Origin of the sequence: Streptomyces sp. NPDC055962 (genome assembly GCF_042270185.1) — a bacterium.
In the GTDB taxonomy this organism is placed as follows: domain Bacteria; phylum Actinomycetota; class Actinomycetes; order Streptomycetales; family Streptomycetaceae; genus Streptomyces.
Genome location: NZ_JBHJYN010000003.1, coordinates 590,753 through 612,983 on the forward strand (window position 1 = coordinate 590,753; position 22,231 = coordinate 612,983).

Consider the following 22,231-nt stretch of genomic DNA (forward strand, 5'->3'; position numbering starts at 1 on the left):
CCACTCGCCGGACACCGGCACCGGATCCATCCCCCAGACGAATCCAGAGGAACGAGGCCGTCCATGCCCTCCCCCCACACCTCACCCACCGGCCCGGACCCGCACGGGGCGGGGTTCGATCCCGAGGCGCTGCGCCTGAAGTACCGGCAGGAACGCGACCGGCGCATCCGCCCCGACGGGAGCGCCCAGTACCGGCGCGCAGCAGGCGAGTTCGGCTACTACGCCGACGATCCGCACGCCGACCCGGGCTTCACCCGGGAGCCGCTGCGGGACCGGGTCGACGCGGTGATCGTCGGCGGCGGCTTCGGCGGTCTCCTCGCCGCGGCGCGGCTGCGCCAGGCGGGCGTCGAGACGATCCGCGTCATCGAGAAGGGCGGGGACTTCGGAGGCACCTGGTACTGGAACCGGTATCCGGGCATCCACTGCGACATCGACGCGTACACCTACATGCCGCTGCTCGAAGAGGTCGGCTACGTCCCGAAGTGGAAGTACGCCCCGGGCGAGGAGATCCGCGAGCACTCCGAGGCGATCGCACGGCACTTCGACCTCTACCGCGACGCCTGCTTCCAGACCTCCGTGACCGAACTGCGGTGGGACGACGGCGCGTCGGAGTGGACCGTCGGCACGGACCGCGGAGATCTCATCAGGGCCCGCTGGGTGGTGGTGTCCAGTGGGACGCTCAGCCAGGCGAAGCTTCCCGGCATCCCGGGCGTGGAGACCTTCGAGGGCCACACCTTCCACACCAGCCGCTGGGACTACGGCTACACCGGCGGCGACCAGGACGGCGGTCTGACCGGGCTCGCCGACAAGCGCGTGGCACTCATCGGGACGGGCGCGACCGCCGTCCAGGTCGTCCCGCATCTCGGGGCGGACGCGCGGCAGGTGTACGTCTTCCAGCGCACGCCGTCGTCCGTGGACGTGCGGGAGAACCGGCCCACCGATCCGGAATGGGCCAAGTCGCTCGAACCGGGCTGGCAGCGCCGCCGGATGGAGAACTTCCTCAGGGTCGTCACGGGCAAGCCGGTGGACGAGGACCTGGTGGACGACGCCTGGACGAGCACCGCCCGTCTCCAGGAGAAGCTCATCCCGACCGACGCCTACAGCGACGTCGACCCCGAGGAGCGTGAACGCGTCTACGAGCTGGCCGACTTCCAGAAGATGAACGAGATCCGCGCCCGGGTGGACTCCGTCGTGAAGGACGGCGAGACGGCCGAGAAGCTCAAGCCCTGGTACCGCTACATGTGCAAGCGGCCCACCTTCAGCGACCACTACCTCCAGACCTTCAACCACCCCCATGTGACCCTGGTCGACACCGCCGACAGCCACGGTGTCGAGCGCATCACCCGCAACGCGGTGGTGGTGGGCGGGACCGAGTACGAGGTCGACTGCATCATCTTCGCGACCGGGTTCGAGGTGGGCGTCTCGGGCGTGCTGTCCGGCCGGCTCCCGGTGTACGGGCGGGGCGGGGCATCCCTCCTGCAGACGTGGAGCGAGGGCCCCAGGACCCTGCACGGGTTCTACACCAACGGCTTCCCGAACTTCTTCCAGCTCGGGCCGCTGCAGAACGCCAGCGCCGTCAACTACGTGCACATCCTCGACGAGCAGGCCACGCACGTCGCCGAGGTCGTCGCCGAGGCACGCAGGCGCGGGGTCCGGTGCGTCGAGCCGACGGTCGAGGCGCAGGAGGAGTGGGTGGCCACGATCCGCCGGAAGGCGGCCGGCCTGCACGCGTTCCAGGCGGAGTGCACCCCGGGGTACTACAACAACGAGGGCAGGCCCCGGGCGCGGAGCGAGTCCTTCGGCGACGGCCCGGTCGCCTTCCACGAACTGCTCAGGACCTGGCGCGAGGGCGACGGAATGAACGACGTCATGGCCGAAGCCAGGTGAGCGCGGTGCACGGCGAGGACGAACGGGCGGCCGGCCGTCCGAGCAGGTACGACGTGACCGGCCGGCGGGGCACCCACCCGTCCGCCGAGAGGCTCAGCCCGGCCAACCCGCTGTGGGGGTCGAACGGCATCGCGTTCGGCCCGGACGGGCGGCTGTACGTCGCCGAGTTCCTGGGGGGCCGGATCAGCGCGGTCGATCTCGACGGGGGCGAACTCGACGTCGTCGTACCGGCGGGCGGACCGGTCCGGTCACCGGACGACCTCGCGTTCGGGGCGGACGGCTCGATGTACATCGCCGACCTGGTCCCGGGCCGCGTCTGGCGGCGCAGCCCGCGCGGCGAGTACACCCTCGTCAGCGACGAGGTGAAGAACCCCAACGGGATCACCTGCATCGGCGACCGGCTCTTCGTCAACGAGATGAAGCCGGACGGCCGTCTGCTGGAGCTCTTCCCCGACGGCGGTGCGCCCGCCGTGCTCACCGCGGGGCTCGCCATGGGCAACGCGATGCAGCGCGGACCGGACGGGTGCCTCTACTACCCGCACATGATCAGCGAGCAGATCTGGCGCATCCCGCCGGACGGCGGTGAGCCGGAGATGGTCGCGGACCAGGTGGACCGCCCGGTCGCGGTGCGCTTCGACCGGGGCGGTGTCCTGCACGTCCTGTCGCTGGGGCCGGAGGGCAGGGTGACGCGGATCGATCTGCACGGCACGGGGTCCCGGACGCTGGTCACGAGTGGCCTGGCGGGGCTGGACAACGCGGCGTTCGACGCGGAGAACCGCATGTTCGTCTCCAGCTACGCGAGCGGCGGCATCACCGAGATGCACCCGGACGGGCGCACCAGGGTGATCGTGCCGCGCGGGTTCGACGGCCCGTACGGGGTGACGGTCGACCTCGGCGGCACGGTGTACGCGGCCGATCACTACCGGGTCGCGAGCCCTCCGGCGTCCTCGGAGGCGTCCTTCGGGGGTGACGGCGGCGCGGACGCGGAGCCGGCCGAACCGGTCAGCCATGTGCTCGCCCCCTTCGCGCACGGCATCGCGGCGGACGGTGGACTCCTGCACCTGACCTCGCAGTTCGGCGATGTGCGGACGTACGACCCGCGGGACGGGTCGATGCGGAAGCGCTCGGGCGGACTGGACCGGCCCATGGGCATCGCGGTGGATCCGGCGGCGGGCTCGCTCGTCGTCGCCGAGGCGGGAGCCGGCCGGGTCCTGGCCGTCGACGGGAGCGACCGGGTCACCGTGCTCGCGGAGGGGCTCGGCCGGCCGGTCGATGTGGCCTTCGACGCCGCGGGTCGGTGCTACGTCAGCGACGAACAGGCCGGCGCCGTGCTCCGACTGGAGGAGGACGCGACGGCGGCCGTCGTCGCCGAGTGCCTCGGCGCACCGCAGGGACTGGCGGTCGTGGGCGACGTGTTGTACGTCGTGGAGACCGCGCACCGCAGCCTGCGCGCGGTCTCCCTCGTCACGGCGGCGAGCTGGACCGAGGCCGAGGACCTGCCGGTCGGCCCGTCGCCGGACGCCGTCCCCGTGCCGCCGGACGCCGGACCCGCGCTGTTCGCCCACGGCCTGCCGGGGCTCGCCGGCCGCTTCACGGGACTCGCCTCCGCGCCGGACGGCTCGCTGGTCCTGTCGGCCGACGGCGAGGGCACCCTGCTGCGGCTGACCCCGTCGGGACCCCGGTAGCGGCGTCCGGGCGTCCCGCTCGCTCCGCCATGACGTACCTGCGTCCTGGCGGAGCGAGGGCGGGACGCCCGCCGGGGGGATGTGTTCCGGGGCGTACGAGGAAGGACGGCCGTCCTGGCTCCCTCGCACCGATGTGGGGTAGCTTGCCCGCCATGGCCGAACTGGGACGCGTCGCCTGGCCCCCTGCCCCGGCACGAACCGAACGGCTCGTGCTCCGCCGGTCCGAGGCCCGCGACCGGGCGGCGTTCATCGAGCTGTTCGCCTCGCCGGAGGTCGGCGCCCACCTCGGGGGCGCCCGGCACCGGGACGAGCTCGAACGTGCGGTCCCCGAGGTCCCCGGACGACGCCCCGGCCTCTTCGTGGCCGCGCTCGACGGGGCGATGCTGGGCATGGTCACCCTCGCACGACGGGACGCCGCGCGTCCGGGGCATGTGCGCCCGGACGCGGAGGAGGCCGAACTCGGCTACATGTTCCTGCCTGCGGCCTGGGGATCCGGGTACGCCGCCGAGGCGTGCGAGGCGGTGCTCGCCTGGTCCGCCGAGGCGCTCCCCGGCGAGCCGGTGGTGGTCTGCACCCGAACCGCCAACACCCGCGCGATGCGCCTCGCCGCGAAGCTGGGGTTCACGGAGGTGGAGCGGTTCGAGGAGTACGGGGCCGAGCAGTGGTTCGGCGTGTGGTCCCCGGACCTGCCGTACGGCTGAGGGGGCGGCCCTCGCAGGGCGGTCCGCCTACACTGACCGGCATGGCATGCCGCATCAGCGAGTTGGTCGTCGACTGCGCCGACCCGGACCGGATGGCCACGTTCTGGAGCGGGGTCCTCGGCTACGTCGAGCTCGACCGGGAGGACGACGGAAGTATCCGGATCGGCCCGCCCGGCGGGGGGTTCGGCGGTGCGCAGCCCGCCCTCGTCCTGGGCGCCGGGCGCGATCCGCGCGCCGGGAAGCTCCCGCTGCACATCGATGTCAACCCCTGCGACCGCGACCAGGACGCCGAGCTGGAACGACTGCTCGCCCTCGGCGCCAGGCCCGCCGACGTCGGCCAGACGGGGACCGAGAGCTGGCACGTCCTGGCCGACCCGGAAGGCAACGAGTTCTGCCTCCTGCGCACCAGGCTGCGGCCCCTGCGATCCACCGGGTCCTGAGGCGCCGCCCCTCTGCCGATCCACCCGGTCCTGACACGCCGCCCCCTCGGGCGATCCACCGGGTCCTGACACACGGCCCCCTCGGGCGCCCGGGTCCTGTCGCCGGGCGGCCGCCGAGCTCCGTGCACCGGCCGGTGCAGCGTGTCGGCGTACGGCCTGGGTACAGTCGGGCGACCTGCCACCGAGCCAGGAGGAGCACAGCCGGACATGGCGGTGGACGCCCTCGACACCCGCATCATTCGTCTGCTCATCGAGCAGCCGCGCACCAGCGTGCGTGAGTACGCCCGTCTCCTGGGCGTGGCGCGCGGCACCCTTCAGGCCCGGCTCGACCGTATGGAGCGGGACGGGGTGATCACGGGGACGGGCCCCGCCCTCTCACCCGCCGCGCTCGGCCACCCGGTGCTCGCCTTCGTCCATCTGGAGGTCACCCAGGGGCACCTGGACGAGGTCGGGGACGCGCTCGCGGCCGTTCCGGAGATCATCGAGGCGTTCTCGACGACCGGGGGCGGCGATCTCCTGACGCGCGTCGTGGCCCGCGACAACGGCCATCTCGAGGACGTGATCCAGCGGCTGATCCAGCTCCCCGGCGTCGTCAGGACACGGACCGAGGTGGCGCTGCGCGAGCGCGTGGCCCATCGGGTGCTGCCGCTGGTCGAAGCGGTGGGGCGTACGGCGGACGCCGCGGGCTGATCACCGTCGGGCATGCTGGACGCCATGAAGATCCAGCCTGCGCCCGCCCCGTCGGTCCTCTTCGATCTCGACGGCACCCTCATCGACAGCGAGCCGAACTACTACGAGGCGGGGCGCCGGCTTCTCGCCCGCTACGGGGTGCGGGATTTCAGCTGGGAGAACCACACCCGCTTCATCGGGATCGGCACCCGTGAGACCCTCACCGTCCTGCGGCAGGAGTACGGGATCCAGGCACCGGTCGACGAGCTGCTGGCCGGTAAGAACGCCCTCTATCTGGAGCTCGCCGGCGCGTCCACCACCGCCTTCCCCGAGATGCGCGTCCTCGTCGAGCGGCTGCACGAGCACGGGGTGCCGATGGCAGTGGCGTCGGGGTCGTCCAGGGCCGCCATCGCGGCCACGCTCGCGGTCACGGGGCTCGACGCCTACATCCCCCTGTACGTGTCCGCCGAGGAGGTGGCGCACGGCAAGCCGGAGCCCGACGTGTTCCTGGAGGCGGCGCGGCGGCTGGGTGTGGCGCCGGAGTCCTGTGTCGTCCTGGAGGACGCGGTCCCGGGAGTCCGGGCCGCGCACGCGGCCGGGATGCGCTGCGTCGCGGTCCCCGACAGCGAAGCGGCCGGGGACGGGGCGGCGTTCGCGCAGGCGGAGCTGTTCTTCCCGGGCGGGCAGCCGGAATTCACGGCCGCCGCGGTGCTCGACTGGCTCTCCACAGGGTGAGAACAGGCCGGTCGGCTCCGCCGATTGGCCGGATTCGGCTCCCTGTTCCCGGGCGGGGCGAGCGGAGGCCCGGGGGACGGATATCCTGATCATGCCGCGCACCCCGACGCACCGTACCGAGGCGATGAGCCCGTTCAGGTCGCCGCCGCGGCAGTCGAGCGGTTCACAATTCGAGAGTGGTGTGCACAGGTGCTGGTTGCTGGACGGTACCGGCTGATATCCCCCATCGGCCGTGGCGGTATGGGTGAGGTGTGGCGTGCCACCGACGAAGTGCTGGGGCGTGCCGTGGCGGTGAAGCTGCTGCTGGGCGACCAGGCCGACGCCTCGTCGACCGCGCGCTTCCGTCTGGAGGCGCAGACCGCCGCGCGTCTGAGCCACCCTCATCTGGTGGCCGTGTTCGACTTCGGCTCGTGGGAGGACCGCTTCTATCTGGTGATGGAGCTGGTCGAGGGCAGGAGCCTCGGGGACCTGCTGGAGGCCGAGGAGACGGTCCGTCCCGAGCAGGTCGCCCGGATCGCCGGTGAGGCCGCGGCCGGCCTCGCCGCCGCGCACCGGCAGGGCATCGTGCACCGTGACATCAAGCCGGGCAACCTGATGCTGGATGCCGACGGGTCCGTGAAGATCGGGGACTTCGGCATCGCCCAGTTCGTCGACGATCCGTCGACGGCGCTGACGACGGCCGGCCACATCGTCGGCACGAGCCTGTACCTGGCTCCCGAGCGGGCCCTCGGGCGGACGGCCGATTCCGCGTCCGACATGTACTCGCTCGGCTGTGTCATCTACCAACTGCTCGTCGGCCAGCCGCCGTTCCGCTCGGACACGGCGACCGCGACGCTCTACCAGCACGTGGACACGCCTCCGGTGCCGGTCAGGCAGCGGGGCGTGGACGTCTCCCCCGCCTTCGACTCCTACCTGCTGGGCCTGCTGGCGAAGAAGCCGGAGGACCGGCCGACCGCGCAGCAGGTCTCCGACTGGTTCCGTACGGACGCCTGGCGCGGACGGCCGGAGCCACTGCCGCAGCACAGGCCCGCGTCCCGGCGGTCCGCCGCCCCGGCGGCCTCCGCGCCGGCTCCGGGCGCTCCGGCCGGCGGGGGCCAGTCGACGTACCGGCTGCCGCAGGCCACCGGCCGCAGACGGGCGGCCCCTGCGCCCCGGGCGTCCAGATCGGCGGCCAGATCCGCGACCACCCGCCGGATGAGCACGGGTGAGGCGATCCGCCGCCGCCCGCGCGTGGCGAGCGCCGTCGCCGGGACGGTCGCCTTCCTGGCGGCGGTCTACCTGGGCACGATCCTCTTCGCTCCGGACACCGGAGCCGCTGACACCCCGGATCCCGGTGTCACCCCGACGGCCGGGCTCGAATCGCCCGCGCCTGCCGACCCGGCGGTGGCTCCCGCCGGGGACGGCGACGGCGAGGACGACTGAGCACGGCTCACCAGCGGGGGTGGACCTCCGCGCGGATCCGTCGGTCGTACAGGTCGCGCACCGCGTCGAGGGTGCTCTGCGGGAGCGGCGGGAGTGCTGCCGCCGACGCGTTGGCCCGGGCCTGCTCCACGGAGCGCGCACCGGGGATGACGCTCGTGACACCGGGCTGCTGGATGATCCAGCGCAGCGCGGTCCCTGCCGGGGTGGCGCCTTCGGGAGCGAACCCGGCGAACTCCGCGGCGGCGGCCACACCGGTCGCGTAGTCGATGCCGGAGAACGTCTCACCCTGGTCGAACGCCTCGCCGTGGCGGTTGTACGTGCGGTGGTCCTCGGGGGCGAAGACCGTGTCGGCGGTGTACTTCCCGGAGAGCAGCCCGGAGGCGAGCGGCACTCGTGCGATGATGCCGACGCTGGCCTCCGCCGCCGCCGGGAGAACCTCGTCGAGGGGCTTGAGGCGGAACGGGTTCAGGATGATCTGGACGCTGGAGACGCCCGGCCTGGCGATCGCCGCGAGGGCTTCGGCACATGTCTCGACGCTGACCGCGTAGGCGGCGATCCGCTGCTCGGCGACGAGCGTGTCGAGGGCGTCGTACACGGCGTCCGAGGAGTAGACGGCGGTCGGCGGGCAGTGCAGCTGGACGAGATCGAGGGTGTCGACGCCGAGGTTGGCGCGCGAGCGGTCGTTCCAGGTGCGGAAGTTGTCCAGTACGTAGTTCTCCGGAAGCTGGTCGACGCGTCGGCCCATCTTGGTGGCGACGAAGACGTGCGCGTCCGGCCGGTCCTTCAGATAGCGGCCGATCAGCTGTTCGCTGCGGCCGTCGCCGTACACGTCTGCGGTGTCGAAGAAGGTGACTCCCGATTCGACGGCGGCGTCGAGGACGCCGAAGGCGTCGGCCTCCCGCACCTCGCCCCAGTCCCCGCCCAGCTGCCAGGTGCCCTGTCCTACGACCGATACGTCACGGCCGGTCCTGCCGAGTGTGCGCTGCTCCATGCGGATCATGCTACGTCGGCGCGGGGGGGCGGCGGCGGTGACCGCTGCCGCCCCCGCGCCGGTGCTCAGCCGGTGGTCACCCGGACGTAGTCGACCACGAGCTGCTGCGGGAGGGCGGTGCTGCCGTCCGGGTCGCCGGGCCAGTAGCCGCCGACGGCGAGGTTGAGGATGAGGAAGAAGGGCTTGTCGAAGACCCAGGTGTTGCCGTTGAGGTCCGCGGGTGTCCTCCGCTGGTAGACGGTGCCGTCGACGGACCAGGTGATGGAGTCGGGGGCCCAGTCGACGGCGAAGGTGTGGAAGTCGTCGGCGAAGGCGGCCCCGCCGGGGAGGGTGTAGCCGGCGCCGATCCCTCCGGAGCCGGAGTAGCCGGGTCCGTGCAGGGTGCCGTGGACGGTGCCGGGTTCGAAGCCGACGTTCTCCATGATGTCGATCTCACCGCTGTTGGGCCAGCCGACGCTTCCGATGTCGGCGCCCAGCATCCAGAAGGCGGGCCAGATGCCCTGACCGCGCGGGATCTTCATCCGGGACTCGATGTGGCCGTACGTCGCGGTGAACTTGCCGGAGGTGTTGAGCCGGGACGAGGTGTACTCGCAGGCCCCGTACCAGCACTGGTAGTTGCCGGGGTTCTCCTTGCGCGCGGTGATGACGAGGTTGCCCTGGCCGTCGAGGGCCGCGTTGTCGGTACCCGCGGTGTAGTACTGCCGTTCGTGGTTGCTGACGTTGTCGCCGGTCTCGGTGAGCCACTTGCCGCCGTCGACGGCGGAGCCCGCTGCCCCGTCGAAGTTGTCCTCGAAGGCCACGGCCGCCGCCCTGGGTGCCGTGGAGGACGCAGCCGTGTGGGGGTCGGGTGCGGCCGAGGCTCCGGCGGGAAGTGCGGTCATGACCACGGAGCAGCAGAGCAGGGAGAGTGCGGCGTAGAGCGTCGTACGGCGCCTCCGCGAGGGACGGCGTACGGCGTGTTGGGGGGAAGGCACGGTCATCACTTCATTTCGGGGTGGGGGGATGACAGTCATGCACATGACAGATACGCACGAGAGGTGAACACATGAAGCACGCGCCCCATGCGTATCTTTCAACACTTGATTTAAGGCAGGGGTCCGAGGCCCCGTCAAGGATCTGGTCCGGACCGGACGGCCGTGGAGGGAAGTCGCCGGATCAGGGAACGGACAACTCATGCACATCCGTACCGAAGCAGTCCTCCCCCTCGTCCTCGACCCGGTCCCAGCCCTGCGGGGCCCCGCCGGTATCGCCGGCCGCCGTGCCCGCTCACGAGTGCGGCGGCCGACGCGGCGCTCGCGCGGTACACCGGCTGACCTGCACTTCCAGCGGATCGCGTGCGGGCGTCGTCGTGCGGCACACGGTCCCCGGCGGCACAGTGGAGAGACGGACGGTGCGGGGTGCGCGGCCTCGTCAGGGCAGCGGCTCGCCGTCCGCCGCATCCCGGCGGAAGGATCAGGCGTGGACAGCGAGAGCACACGGCGTTTCGTGGTGCAGATCCACGACGCCCGGCGCATGCATTTCGATTTCCGTCTGGAGGTCGACGGCGTCCTGAAGTCCTGGGCCGTGCCGCGCGGCCCCTCGGACAACCCGAGCGACAAGAGACTGGCGGTGCCGACGGACGACCACCCCCTGGAGTACCGCGAGTTCGAGGGCGTCATCCCGCAGGACGAGCAGGGCAGCGGCACCGTGATCGTCTGGGACCAGGGCGTCTACCGTCCGACCAGCCACGACCTCACGGGGGATCCCGTGCCGTTCGCGGAGTCCCTGGAGCGCGGGCACGCCACCTTCTGGCTCGACGGGGCGAAGCTGCACGGCGAGTTCGCTCTCACCCGCTTCCACATCGACGACGAGAACGGGATCCGGGGGCCCGAGGCCTGGCTGCTGATCAAGGCCGACGACCGTCAGGCGGTCCACGACCGGCCCGGCACCCCCGATCCGTACCACGCGCGTTCCGCCCGCACCGGCCGCACCCTCCACCAGGTCGCCGTGGCGGAGCAGGAGAGCAGCCCCTGAGGCCACCGCTCCGAGGCCTCACTGCAAGGCGGGCCGCTTCCGGCCGTCCTCCGTGAGCCGGTCGCTTCCGGCCGTCCTCCGTGAGCCGGTCGCTTCGGCCGTCCCCGGTGAACCGGTCCAGGACGTCCGTGTAGCGCGAGCGCCTGTCCGGACGGGCGTGGCCGGCGGCGTGGCGCAGCGCGGACACCGCGGATCCGCCCATCCTCAGCAGTCCCTCGGCGGCCTCCGCCCGGACCGTCGGCCGGGTGTGGTCGAGCAGGGCCACCAGCGCCGGGACCGCGGGTTCCCAGCCGGCCCGGCTGAGCGTCCCGATCGCCATGCGGGTGATGTCGGACTGGGGGTCGTCCAGCAGAGCCGCGGTGTGGAGCAGGTGGGCCGGGCGGTCCAGCATGGTGCGCGAGGTCCGGTGGGCGTGCAGCCTGACCTTCGGCCTGGGACGGGTCAGCAGCTCAGCGATGAGCTCGCTCAGGGCGGGATCCCTGTCCGGTGCCCCGCCGCCGTGCTCCTCGACCAGACGGGAGAGGGCCCTGCGGATCTGTTCGGGACCTCCTGTACGGGACAGGCGCAGCAGTTCCGCGCGTCCGGGCGGGCGGGCCGGCCGGGACGGCGGGTGCCTCCGTGGCAGGGGCGGACCTCGGGCCCTCGTACAGCAGCAGCGCGTCGGCGAGGCCGTCGCGTCCCTCGGCCCGCAGCCGCTCGCGGATCCGCGTCATCTCCGGGGAGCCGAGCAGGGGCGGCCCGCCAGCAGGTCCAGGAGACCCCAGAAGCAGTGCCTGGCGTACGGTCCGGATGTCGCTCGACCGGGTCAGGGCGATCGGTGGGGCCGACGCCGAGACCGCCTGGGCGTCCTCGCCCGAACCGCCCGCGGCCAGGAGTGCGATCACGTGCTTGCGCACATGCGGATCACGGTGGTGCAGCAGGTGGTGCGCTCCTGGTGGAACCGGAGAGCCCTCGGCGTCGCACCGGTGGCCGCCGCCCGAGGGGCGGCCCCCTCGTGCGTGTGCTCCGGACCGACGGTCCGGAGCACACGGGCACCGAGCCCCCCCACCCGCGCGCCAAGGGGTGAGGGGCGGGCCGCATCAGGGACTCTTCGTCGAGGCCAGGTGGGCGAAGACCACCACGTTGTCCTCGTAGTCCTTCTTCTTCTTGTCGTAGACACCGCCGCAGGTGATGAGCCGCAACTGGGCCGTGCCCTTGTCCGCGTAGACCCGCTCGTCCGGGAAGTCCGCCTTGCTGAACGTCTCGACCGAGTCGACCTCGAAGGTGGCGACGGAGCCGTCCTCGCGCGTGATGTCCACGGTGTTCCCGGCCTTGAGCGTGCTGAGCAGCAGGAACACGGCGGGACCCGTCTTCGTGTCGACGTGCCCTGCCACGACCGAGGTGCCACGCTCGCCGGGGGTGGCGCCGTCCTTGAACCAGCCCGCGAGATTCGGGTCGTCCGCCGGCGGCGCCTCCAGCTGCCCGGAGGACCCGATCGCCAGCGCTGTGAAGGGGGCGTCGACCGCGATCGACTTGATCGAGATCCGCTTGGGGTAGGACGGGGGCAGCTCGCGCGGACCGGTGGACTCGGAGGCGGAAGGCGCCGGTGAGGCCGGGGCCGCGGGAAGCGACACCACGGCGGGGGCCGGCGGGACTCCCGCCGACGCGTCGAAGGAGTTGTAGACGAGGAGGAAGCCCAGCCCCACCGCCGCGACGGGCCACAGCAGGGAACGGCCGAGGGCAGGGGAGGCGGGATCTGGTTCGGACGGCTGCGGGGCGGCCATGCGCATGCTGCCTTTCGCGTACGGGGGGACGGGCGGCTGTACGGGGAAAATCGGCGCGGCCACCGCCCGGCGAAGGGGCGGCGGCCACGACAGGATTCATCCAGTGGTGCGGTGCGCCCGTCAGGCGGCCGCGGCACCCGAGGCGTTGCGGCGGCGCAGCTTGTACGCGACGGCGCCGATGCCACCGAGCATCAGCACCGAACCGGCGGCCAGGCCGCTGCCGGACAGCGCCATCGCGCCGCCACCGGTGTGGACGCCACCCTCGGGCTTCTCGTGCTTCCAGGTCTTCTCGCCGTCCGAGCTGCCGGAGCCGGACTCCTTGTCCTTCTCCCAGTCGTCCGCCGACACGCCGGCCAGCGCACCGCCACCGGCGTGCACACCGCCCTCCGGCTTCTCGTGCTTCCACGAGTCCGGCTTCTCACGGTCGTCGTTGCTGCCGGAGCCGGACTCCTTGTCCTTCTCCCAGTCGTCCGCCGACACGCCGGCCAGCGCACCGCCACCGGCGTGCACACCGCCCTCGGGCTTGTCGTGCTTCCACGAGTCGGGCTTCTCACGGTCGTCGTTGCTGCTGGCGGAGGAACCGCTGTCCTTGTCCCAGTCGTCCGCCGAGGTCACGGCGTATGCGGCGGGGACGGAGACCGCGAGGACCGCCGTGACGGCGGCCGATGCGAACAGGGTGCGGGCAGAGCGCATGGATACACAGTCCTTTCGCCACCCCCGCGCTGACCGGCTGGTTGTCGGCTCATCGGATCACGGGTGCGACGTGATCCACCGTCAGCTGAAATCCGGCGGCCCACCACTCGGGAAGGCCGCATTCGAGGTACTCCGTGGGCCCATCGTGTGACAGGGAGCCAGATGTCACCCGTTGGAGGGCACGCCACGCCGAGCGGAGGTTTGGGCGGAAACGATCATCGGTGTAAGGACCCGCAGGGTGCTCGTAGGATCGGCGGCATGAACGACATGGCACCGGCCGGCTGCTGCTCCCCCGGTCGCGGGAGGTCTGACGGCCTGTCCGGGACCGCTCCCGCCCTCCCTCCGGAGCAGCACGGCGAGGGGGCGGAGAGGGCCGCCCCGTCCGCCGGAAGCGGGGCGGCCGCCGACGGGGCGGTGCTGCTCCCCGGCGGGACGTTCCTCATGGGGACCGAGGATCCGGAGGGCTTCCGGGGCGACGGCGAGGGTCCCGTCCGCGAGGTGCGGGTCTCCGCCTTCCGCATCGATGCGCACGCGGTGAGCAACCTGCGCTTCGCCGAGTTCGTATCGGCCACGGGTCACGTCACGGAGGCCCAGCGCTTCGGCTGGTCGTACGTCTTCGCGGGGTTCCTCCCGGCCGCCCTGCGGCGTGGCGCCGGCCGCCCCGACGGCACCCCGTGGTGGTGCGGGGTGGAGGGTGCCCGGTGGGACGCGCCCGAAGGGCCGGGCAGCGGGATCGAGGGCCGCGAGGACCATCCGGTGGTCCATGCCTCGTGGAACGACGCGCGTGCGTACTGCCGTTGGGCGGGCGCCCGGCTGCCGACGGAGGCCGAGTGGGAGTACGCGGCGAGGGGCGGCCTGGTGCAGGCCCGCTACCCGTGGGGCGACGAGCTGACCCCGGGAGGGGAACACCGCTGCAACATCTGGCAGGGGCACTTCCCCACGAAGAACACGGCCGAGGACGGTCACGCGGGCACCGCTCCCGTCGACGCCTACGAGCCGAACGGATACGGCCTGTACAACATGGCCGGCAACGTCTGGGAGTGGTGCCAGGACTGGTGGGGCGTCACCCGTCCCACCGCGCGCCGCAGCGATCCGCGCGGGCCGCGCTCGGGTGACGCCAAGGTGATGCGCGGCGGCTCCTACCTGTGCCACCGCTCCTACTGCAACCGCTACCGGGTGGCCGCCCGTACGGGCAACACACCGGACAGCACCACGGGGAACCTCGGCTTCCGTACGGTGCGCACGGCCTGAATCCGCCGCCATTGCAGCAACATGAATATTTTTCCGGGTCATTGACGAAAAAATCGCGCGGTCATCATGCTGGGCGCCATGCACTCACACGGTGGACCTCTCTCGCGGCTGAGACGCGGGCACGAGGAACGCGTACTCGGTCTGCTGCGGCGGCACGGACCACAGAGCCGCGCCGAACTCGGACGCCGGGCCGGACTGTCGCGCACCACGCTGTACGACATAGTCGGGACCCTGGTCGCGAGCGGCGCCGTCGTGGCAGCCGCCGCCGACCCGGGTCCGCGCCGGCGGGGGCGGCCGGTGGAGCACCTCACGCTCAACCCCACGGCCGGTCAGGCCGTCGGCATCGACTTCGCCCGGCGCGCCGTCCATGTGGCCGCGGCCAACGTGGCGCACGAGGTGATCGGTTCGGCGAGCCGGGCCCACCCGCCCGGGCTCTCCTGGGAGAAGCGGGTGGAACTGGCGGAGCGGCTGGTGGCGTCACTGGCCGGCGGCACCCTGCGCCTCTCCTCCCTCGGGACGACCGGCGCGGTCGGGGTCGGTGTCGTGGGGCCGGTGCGCACGGCCGCGGGCGCGCCGGAGGAGCCGCTGGCGACCCTGGCCGGGCTGGTGGGCAAGCGGTTCGGCGCCCCTGTCCTGCTGGACAACAACACCCGGCTCGCCGCCCTCGCGGAGTCCACCTGGGGGGCGGCCGCATCCAGCCAGGACGTCCTGTACCTGCGGCTCTCGCACGGAGTGGGCGGTGGACTGGTCGTGAACGGTTCGCTCCACCGGGGTGTGGACGGGCTGGCGGGCGAGCTCGGGCACATCACCGCCGATCCCGCGGGCGAGCCGTGCGAGTGCGGGGGCCGGGGGTGCCTGGAGACGATCGCGTCGATCGGGCCCGTCCTCGCCTCCTACCGCGCGCTCGGCGGCCGTGCGGACGACGTCCCGACGCTGTTGCGGGCCTTGGGCAACGGCGACCGGGCGGCGCACGAGGTCCTGCGGGCGGCGGGGATCAGGACGGGCACGGTCCTCGCCGGGGTCGTCAACGCCGTCGGTCCGGGGGTGATCGTGCTGGGCGGCGAGCTCGCCCGGGCGGGGGAGGCACTGCTCACCCCCGTGCAGGAAGCCCTCGACACGCACGTCATGCCGCTGGCCCGCGGGCGCGTGACGCTGCTGCCCTCCGGGCTGGGCGAGGCCGGGGGCGCGCTCGGCGGCGTCGCCCTCGCCCTGCATGAGTCCCCCCTGCTCGCCCGCTATCCGGATGCGGGCGACGACGACTTTCCCGAGGACGCCGCATGAGTTCCACGGAGACACCCATGAAGCGGGCCGCACCCGTCCGGGAGACGGTGGAACACACCCGTGAGCCCCGCCGGAAAGGCGGCACCCGCGTCCCCGCGTTCGCCCTGAATCTGCTCGCCCTGGTGGCGGGCGTCGGCCTGTGGGCCTGGCTGGCCTCGCTCGGGGTCCAGGCGCTTCCCGGCCCGGCCGCCGTGGCGGGCAGGGCGGGCGAGCTGATCGCGGACGGCACACTGGCCGAGGACTCGCTGGCCAGTGTGCGACGCGTACTGACCGGCTTCGCGCTGGGCACCCTGCTGGCCGTGCCCGTGGGCTTCCTGATGGGCTGGTACCCGGTCGCGCGCGGGCTGCTGGAGCCGTACGTGCAGTTCTTCCGCACGGTTCCTCCCCTGGCCATGATCCCGCTGGCCATCGTGCTCCTGGGCATCGGGGAGGTACCCAAGATCTTCGTGATCTTCCTGGCGGCGTTCCTGTCCAGCGTCGTGGCGGCCTTCCAGGGCGTCGTCGGGGTCGACCGGACACTCATCGACGCCGCCCGGGTGCTCGGCGCCCGCGACGGGACGATCTTCCTGAAGGTGGTCGTCCCGGCCTCCGCGCCGTTCATCCTCGTCGGGATGCGGATCGGGCTGGGCTCCGCCTGGGGGACCCTGGTGGCCGCGGAGCTGATCGCCGCGCAGGAGGGGCTCGGCTACCAGATGCAGAAGGCCCAGCTCTACTACGACCTCCCCACCATCTTCGTCGGCCTCATCACCATCGGCCTGCTCGGTCTCCTGATGGACCGGCTGCTGCTGCTCGCCGAACGACGCCTCACCCGCTGGCAGGAGACCCGATGAACCCCAAGATCTCCTTCCGGAAGGTCTCACGGACCTTCCCCCTGAAGAAGACCGTCTTCACCGCCCTCGACGAGGTGTCCCTCGACATCGGTGACGAGGAGTTCGTCACCGTCGTCGGCCCGTCCGGCTGCGGGAAGAGCACCCTGCTCAACCTCGCGGCCGGGCTCGCCGTGCCGACCTCGGGCGAGGTCCTCGTCGACGGCCGGCCGGTCACGGGCCCCGGTCCCGACCGGGGGGTGATCTTCCAGCAGTACGCCCTGTTCCCCTGGCTGACCGTACGCGGCAACGTCGAGTTCGGGCTGAAGCTGGCGTCCGTGGCGGCCGCCGAGCGGAAGCTGCGGGCCGAGCGCGCCATCGAGCTGGTCGGGCTCGGCGACTTCGCCGACGCGCTCCCGAAGACGCTGTCCGGCGGGATGAAGCAGCGCTGCGCCATCGCCCGGGCCTACGCCGTCGATCCGCAGGTGCTGCTGATGGACGAGCCCTTCGGCGCGCTGGACGCGCTGACCCGGGTCCAGATGCAGGACCAGCTCCTGGAGACGTGGAGCCGGGACCAGCGCACGGTCATGTTCGTCACGCACGACGTGGACGAGGCGGTGTATCTCGCCAGGCGCGTCGTGGTCATGGCCGCCAAGCCGGGCCGGATCCACTCGGTCGTCCCCGTGGACCTGCCCTACCCGCGCACCGAGGCCATGCGCCTCTCCCCCGCGTTCGCCCGGATCCGCAACGCCGTGTGGACCGCCGTCTACCACCAGAGCCCGGCCGCCCCGGCCGCCTGAAACCCCCACCCCGTCACCCGAACCCCTTTAAGGAACCTGCGTCATGCGTCTACCTCTGCGCGCCCTGACGGCGGCCGTCGCCGTGTCCGCCCTGGCACTCTCCGTCACCGGATGCTCGGGCGGCTCGTCCGCGGACGGCGGCTCCACCGTCCGTTTCGGCTACATCGGCGACTACAACGGAGCGAGTCTCCTGGCCATCGCGGACCAGCAGGGGCTGTGGAAGGAACAAGGCCTCGACCCCGAGTACAAGACGTTCACCAACGGCCCCCTGCAGATCCAGGCACTCGGCTCGGACAACCTCGACTTCGGCTACATCGGCCCCGGAGCCATGTGGCTGCCCGCCTCCGGCAAGGCGAAGGTCATCGCCGTCAACACGCTCGCACGCGCCGACCGGGTCATAGCCCAGCCCGGGATCACCTCCCTCGAAGGGCTCAAGGGCAAGAAGGTCGGCGTGCCCGAGGGCACGTCCGGTGCGATGGCGCTCGACCTCGCGCTGCAGAAGGCCGGGATGACGGAGAAGGACATCGAGAAGGTGCCGATGGATCCCTCCACCGTCGTCTCGGCGTTCGTCTCCGGGCAGATCGACGGGGCGGGCCTCTGGTACCCGCTGATCGACACCATCAAGGCGAAGAGGCCCGGCCTCGAGGAGGTGGCCAGCACGGCGGACTTCACCGACCGGGCGTTCCCCACCGCCTTCGTCGCGCCCGCCAGAAGCGACGCCGCGCTGAACGCCAAGGTGGTCAGGGTCCTCCAGAAGGCCAACGACTGGCGGGCGGCCCATCCCGACGAGTCGATCGACGCGGCCGCCTCGCTGCTGAAGACGGACCGCGCCAAGGTCGCGGCCGACGCGGCGAACGTGGAGACGCTGTCGACGGCCGACCTGGTCGCCAAGACCGAGGACGGCACGGTGGACGGCTGGCTGGACGACCTCGGCGAGTTCTTCGTCGGCACGGGCCAGCTCGAGAAGGCCCCCGCGGCCGGCACGTACTACGAAGGCGACCTCTACTCGAAGGCGTACAAGAAGTGAACCTGCTGTTCCTGATGACCGATCAGCACCGGGTGGACACCCTCGGGTGTTACGGCAATCCGCACGTCGCCACGCCGAATCTGGACCGGCTGGCGGCCACCGGCACACGCTTCGACCGCTTCTACACGCCCACGGCGATCTGCACCCCCGCGCGGGCGAGCCTGCTGACGGGACAGGCGCCGTTCCGGCATCGGCTGCTCGCCAACTACGAGCGCAACGTGGGCTATCTGGAGGACCTGCGCGAGGACGCCTTCACCTTCCCGGCGGCGCTGGCAGCACGCGACTACCGGCTCGGCCTGATCGGCAAGTGGCACGGCGGCACCCACCGCAACGCGGCGTCGTACGGCTTCGAGGGCCCCGATCTGCCCGGCTGGCACAACCCTGTCGACCACCCGGACTATCTGGCGTACCTCAAGGACAACGGGCTCCCGCCGTACCGCATCTCGGAGCCCGTCCGGGGGACGGCACCGGGCGGGAACCCGGGGAACCTGCTCGCCGCGCGGCTGCACCAGCCGGTGGAGGCGACGTTCGAGCACTACCTCGCCACCCGCGCCATCGAGCACCTGGAGCGGTACGCCGCCGGCGACGAGCCGTTCTTCCTGGCCACGCACTTCTTCGGCCCGCATCTGCCCTATCTGCTGCCGGACGCCTACTTCGACCTCTACGACCCGGACCTCGTCGAGCTGCCCCCGTCCGTCGCCGAGACCTTCGAGGGCAAACCGCCCGTGCAGCGCAACTACAGCGCGCACTGGGCCTTCGACACCATCCCGATCGAGACGACCCGCAAGCTGATCGCCGTCTACTGGGGCTACGTCACCCTGATCGACGAGCAGATCGGACGCATCCTCACCCGGCTCGACGAGCTGGGGCTCAGCGAGGACACGTCGGTGTTCTTCACCGCGGACCACGGCGAGTTCACCGGCGCGCACCGGCTCCACGACAAGGGCCCGGCGATGTACGAGGACATCTACCGCATCCCCGGGATCATCCGGATCCCCGGGGCCGCCCCGCAGGTCAGGGACGAGCTGGTCAGCCTGACCGACTGCACCGCGACCCTGCTCGAACTGGCGGGCTGCGACCCGTCCCCGGCGGTGGACAGCCGCAGTCTGGTCCCGCTGGTGGAGGGGGAACGGCCCGACTGGCCGGGCGATCTCGTGGCGGAGTTCCACGGCCACCACTTCCCCTATCCGCAGCGGATGATCCGCGACGACCGCTACAAGCTCGTCGTCAACCCGGAGTCGGTCAACGAGCTGTACGACCTGGTGGCGGACCCGCACGAGCTCTGCAACCGTTACCCGCACCCCGAGTTCGGCGAGGTACGGGCCCGGCTGATGCGGCGGCTGTACGAGCTGCTGCGGGACCGGGGCGACAACTTCTACCACTGGATGACGTCGATGTACGACATCGGCGCCTCCGACTACGACCCGAGCCTCAGCGCCTTCGAGACCGATGACACGACCTGGACCGCGGCCGCGGATCCGGGCGGGACCCTCACGGAGACCCCATGAGACGCACGCGAAGGACCTCGATCCCCGGGTGGGCGGCCGGGGCGGCTGCCCTGGTCTGGATCCTCACCCTCGCCTCCGCCCCGTCGCACGGCGCACAGGGCGGCCCGGCCTCCGTGAGCACGCCGAGCCGTCCGGCCGCCGCGGCGACGTACACCAACCCGGTGTCCGCGGGCGCCGTGGACACCTTCCCCGACCCCGCGGTCATCCGCGGCAAGGACGGGTTCTGGTACGCCTACGGCACCCAGAACCCGGTCATGCAGAGCAAGGGCGAGGACGGCGAGCGCATGCTGCCGATCCTGCGCTCGGCGGACATGGTGGCGTGGGAGTACGCGGGCGAGGTCTTCACCCCGGCGGACAAGCCCGCCTGGCACCAGGGTTCGCGTCTGTGGGCACCCGACGTGCGCTACGCGGCCGGCCTCTACCACCTCTACTACTCCGTGCCGGGGCGCAACACGGTCGGCCTGGTCACGTCCGCCACCCCCACGGGCCCGTGGACCGACCGGGGCTCCGTACTGCCCTCGCCGAGCGGATGCCCGGCGGGCAACATCGACCAGGCGCAGTTCACGGACACGGACGGCACGCCCTACCTGTACTGGGGCAGTTACGACACGATCTGCGTGGCGAGGATGAACGCCGACCTGACGCGGACCGTGGGAGAGGTCACGCAGGTGGCGCGGGGACGCCGGGTCGAGGGCGGCTTCGTCGTACGGCGTGACGGCTTCTACTACCTCTTCTACTCCGACGCCGGGTGCTGCGACGGGGCGTACAGCGGTTACCAGGTCAAGGTGGGCCGGTCCACCAGCCCCACCGGCCCGTTCACCGATGACGAGGGTACTGATCTCATGGCTCTCACCAGCAAGGCGGGCGTGGTGGCAGGGGCCAACGGGAACCGGTGGATCGGCCCCGGCCACAACGCGCTCCAGACCGACCTGGCGGGTCAGGACTGGCTGGTCTACCACGGCATCCCCGCCGAGTCCCCGGACCTCGCCCCGGCCTCGAACGGCACTCTGAAGCTGACCCGGCGCCCGATGCTCGTCGACCGGCTCGACTGGATCGACGGCTGGCCCGTCGTGCGGGCGGGCGCGGGCCCCTCGGACGGTCCGACGACCGCACCGGTGACCTCTCCCGTTGCCGGCGGGACGTTCAACGGCAGCGGGCTGGAGGGCTGGCGGACCGAGGGCGGCTCCGGCTGGTCCACGGCGACCGACCCGGACGCGCGCGGCTACGCGGTGCACACCCCGGCCGGTTCCGGCACGAGCACCTCGTACCTCGTGGCCGCAGGACGCGTGCCCGTTGACCTGCGCGCGGAGGCCGATCTGAAGGTGACGTCGGCGGACGGCGCGGCGGGGCTCACCGTCGCCCACCGCGATCCGGGCAACCGGATCGTGGCCTGGCTCGACCGGGCGCGCGGCGCCCTCGTCACCGACGTACGGGTGGGCGGTCGGAGCCGGGGCGAGCAGGTCACCGCGCTGCCGTCCGGATTCTCCTGGGGCACCTGGAACAACGTGTCGGTCGAGCTGCGCGGCACCCGGCTGACGGCCGAGGTGTCCGGCGACCGGCTGCGGGACCCGGTGGCCGTGCAGTCCCGTGACCTGCCGGCCGCAGCCGTGCGCGAGGGGGCGGTGGGAGCCGCCGCGCGGGGCACGGGCGCAGCGGCGGACAACGTGGGCGCCACCGCCCTGTACCGGCCGGTGACGAAGCGGGTCGCCGACGCCGCACCGGGGCGTCTCCTGCCCGGACACAGCGACGAGTTCGACGGTGCCTCGGTCCCCGGCACGGACGCCGGCTCCCCCTGGCAGTGGGTGCGCGGACCGTCGGCGGGCGTCACCGTGTCCGGCGGAGCGCTCTCCTGGCCGACCCAGGACGCCGAGCTGTATCTCGGCGACAACACGGCCTCGGTGCTGATCAGGGACGCACCCACGGGCGACTACACGGTCGAGACGAAGCTCCGGTTCTCCCCCGGCCGGGCCGCGCAGCAGGCCGGTCTCGTGCTGTACGAGAACGACGACCGCTGGTTCAAGCTCGTCCACTCCGTCCTTCCGCTCACCAACGGCAACGGCGCGCTGCTCGATGTCAGCGAGTTCGGCAAGGAGGGCGAGCGACCCACGACCACTCCGCCGACCGCGGTGGCCAACGCCCCGATGTTCGGGGGCCCCACGGCCGGCACGATGTGGCTGCGGATGGCGTACCACCGCGACAGCGCGCACGGGGAGCACGAGGTACGCGCGTCCACCAGCCGTGACGGCGTCCACTGGTCGGCCGGCAGCGTCTGGACGCTGCCGGTCCGGGGCGAGTTGAAGATCGGTCTCGTCTCCCACAACCGCTCGGGCGTGACGGCGGAGTTCGACTACGTGCGGACGTACGCCGCACCGTGAACCGCGCCGCCATTTCCTGAATCCATGACCCGTCAGATCTCACGTTCCGTCACCGAGGAGGTGGTCCAAGGGAGGCCGGCACCGGGAGCCAGTCATCAGTTCTTGTCGCCAACAGGCGCTGATACATCTGCTGTTGCACATCTCTTGACGCGTTCGTAACAAGGGTGGAGTATCTCGCACAGCC

The 22,231-nt window shown here is 72.0% G+C and carries 19 protein-coding genes and 1 pseudogene; 15 read left to right on the top strand and 5 right to left on the bottom strand.

What is annotated here, in order from left to right:
• Positions 1 to 63 precede the first annotated feature (63 nt).
• The 7 genes from ACFC51_RS13200 to ACFC51_RS13230 all read left to right on the top strand — a co-directional run bounded on the left by ACFC51_RS13200 (position 64) and on the right by ACFC51_RS13230 (position 7,539).
• The gene (locus ACFC51_RS13200) at positions 64 to 1,887 is read left to right on the top strand and encodes a flavin-containing monooxygenase (RefSeq protein ID WP_376528559.1); all 1,824 of its coding nucleotides are present in this window, start codon (positions 64 to 66) and stop codon (positions 1,885 to 1,887) included.
• On the top strand, positions 1,884 to 3,572 hold the full coding sequence (locus ACFC51_RS13205; protein ID WP_376528561.1) for a hypothetical protein: 1,689 nt from the start codon (positions 1,884 to 1,886) through the stop codon (positions 3,570 to 3,572). Before ACFC51_RS13200 ends, ACFC51_RS13205 begins: the two co-directional genes overlap by 4 nt.
• 152 nt (positions 3,573 to 3,724) lie before the next feature.
• Positions 3,725 to 4,273 carry a GNAT family N-acetyltransferase gene (locus tag ACFC51_RS13210; RefSeq protein WP_376528563.1) on the top strand — a complete coding sequence of 183 codons (549 nt, stop codon included), beginning with the start codon at positions 3,725 to 3,727 and terminating at the stop codon, positions 4,271 to 4,273.
• Between the two features lie 41 nt (positions 4,274 to 4,314).
• Positions 4,315 to 4,713: a VOC family protein gene (locus tag ACFC51_RS13215; protein ID WP_376380475.1), complete on the top strand. Its 399-nt coding sequence runs from the start codon at positions 4,315 to 4,317 to the stop codon at positions 4,711 to 4,713.
• Positions 4,714 to 4,920: 207 nt separating this feature from the next.
• Positions 4,921 to 5,403 (top strand): Lrp/AsnC family transcriptional regulator, encoded by a 483-nt coding sequence (locus ACFC51_RS13220; RefSeq protein ID WP_376380477.1) that lies wholly within the window; start codon positions 4,921 to 4,923, stop codon positions 5,401 to 5,403.
• A gap of 24 nt (positions 5,404 to 5,427) precedes the next feature.
• Positions 5,428 to 6,117 (top strand): HAD family hydrolase, encoded by a 690-nt coding sequence (locus ACFC51_RS13225; RefSeq protein WP_376528565.1) that lies wholly within the window; start codon positions 5,428 to 5,430, stop codon positions 6,115 to 6,117.
• 240 nt (positions 6,118 to 6,357) lie between these two features.
• Positions 6,358 to 7,539, top strand: coding sequence for a serine/threonine-protein kinase (locus ACFC51_RS13230; protein WP_376380482.1), 1,182 nt, complete (start codon positions 6,358 to 6,360; stop codon positions 7,537 to 7,539).
• Between the two features lie 7 nt (positions 7,540 to 7,546).
• On the opposite strand, the gene ACFC51_RS13235 is transcribed toward ACFC51_RS13230, so the two are convergent.
• Together ACFC51_RS13235 and ACFC51_RS13240 are read right to left on the bottom strand one after the other, a co-directional pair.
• Positions 7,547 to 8,539, bottom strand: coding sequence for an aldo/keto reductase (locus tag ACFC51_RS13235; RefSeq protein WP_376528567.1), 993 nt, complete (start codon positions 8,537 to 8,539; stop codon positions 7,547 to 7,549).
• Positions 8,540 to 8,595: 56 nt separating this feature from the next.
• Positions 8,596 to 9,510, bottom strand: a complete 915-nt coding sequence (locus tag ACFC51_RS13240) for a family 16 glycosylhydrolase (RefSeq protein WP_376414805.1) — start codon at positions 9,508 to 9,510, stop codon at positions 8,596 to 8,598.
• A gap of 457 nt (positions 9,511 to 9,967) precedes the next feature.
• Between ACFC51_RS13240 and ACFC51_RS13245 the strand changes: the two genes are divergently transcribed.
• Positions 9,968 to 10,543 (top strand): DNA polymerase ligase N-terminal domain-containing protein, encoded by a 576-nt coding sequence (locus ACFC51_RS13245; protein ID WP_376528655.1) that lies wholly within the window; start codon positions 9,968 to 9,970, stop codon positions 10,541 to 10,543.
• A 145-nt stretch (positions 10,544 to 10,688) separates the two neighbouring features.
• Here the strand turns inward: ACFC51_RS13245 and ACFC51_RS13250 are convergent.
• From ACFC51_RS13250 to ACFC51_RS13260, 3 genes and pseudogenes are all read right to left on the bottom strand, one after another.
• Positions 10,689 to 10,934, bottom strand: a pseudogene (locus ACFC51_RS13250) (HEAT repeat domain-containing protein); the annotation flags it as partial.
• A 688-nt stretch (positions 10,935 to 11,622) separates the two neighbouring features.
• Positions 11,623 to 12,306: a class F sortase gene (locus ACFC51_RS13255; protein ID WP_376370346.1), complete on the bottom strand. Its 684-nt coding sequence runs from the start codon at positions 12,304 to 12,306 to the stop codon at positions 11,623 to 11,625.
• Positions 12,307 to 12,426: 120 nt separating this feature from the next.
• On the bottom strand, positions 12,427 to 12,999 hold the full coding sequence (locus tag ACFC51_RS13260) for a hypothetical protein (RefSeq protein ID WP_376370347.1): 573 nt from the start codon (positions 12,997 to 12,999) through the stop codon (positions 12,427 to 12,429).
• Between the two features lie 267 nt (positions 13,000 to 13,266).
• On the opposite strand from ACFC51_RS13260, the gene ACFC51_RS13265 reads away from it, so the two are divergent.
• The 7 genes from ACFC51_RS13265 (at position 13,267) to ACFC51_RS13295 (ending at position 22,047) form a co-directional block, all read left to right on the top strand.
• Positions 13,267 to 14,250 (top strand): formylglycine-generating enzyme family protein, encoded by a 984-nt coding sequence (locus tag ACFC51_RS13265; RefSeq protein ID WP_376528657.1) that lies wholly within the window; start codon positions 13,267 to 13,269, stop codon positions 14,248 to 14,250.
• 66 nt (positions 14,251 to 14,316) lie between these two features.
• On the top strand, positions 14,317 to 15,531 hold the full coding sequence (locus ACFC51_RS13270) for an ROK family protein (protein WP_376370349.1): 1,215 nt from the start codon (positions 14,317 to 14,319) through the stop codon (positions 15,529 to 15,531).
• Positions 15,528 to 16,361: an ABC transporter permease gene (locus tag ACFC51_RS13275; RefSeq protein WP_376370351.1), complete on the top strand. Its 834-nt coding sequence runs from the start codon at positions 15,528 to 15,530 to the stop codon at positions 16,359 to 16,361. Before ACFC51_RS13270 ends, ACFC51_RS13275 begins: the two co-directional genes overlap by 4 nt.
• A complete protein-coding gene (locus ACFC51_RS13280) occupies positions 16,358 to 17,137 on the top strand; it encodes an ABC transporter ATP-binding protein (RefSeq protein ID WP_376528569.1) in 780 nt (259 codons plus the stop codon). The genes ACFC51_RS13275 and ACFC51_RS13280 overlap by 4 nt, the downstream gene beginning before the upstream one ends.
• Before the next feature lie 43 nt (positions 17,138 to 17,180).
• Entirely contained in the window at positions 17,181 to 18,164 is a 984-nt protein-coding gene (locus ACFC51_RS13285; protein WP_376528571.1) for an aliphatic sulfonate ABC transporter substrate-binding protein, read from the top strand.
• Complete coding sequence (locus ACFC51_RS13290; RefSeq protein WP_376370356.1) at positions 18,161 to 19,672, top strand: sulfatase-like hydrolase/transferase; 1,512 nt, start codon at positions 18,161 to 18,163, stop codon at positions 19,670 to 19,672. The genes ACFC51_RS13285 and ACFC51_RS13290 overlap by 4 nt, the downstream gene beginning before the upstream one ends.
• Positions 19,669 to 22,047, top strand: coding sequence for a family 43 glycosylhydrolase (locus tag ACFC51_RS13295; RefSeq protein WP_376370358.1), 2,379 nt, complete (start codon positions 19,669 to 19,671; stop codon positions 22,045 to 22,047). The genes ACFC51_RS13290 and ACFC51_RS13295 overlap by 4 nt, the downstream gene beginning before the upstream one ends.
• Positions 22,048 to 22,231: the final 184 nt, after the last annotated feature.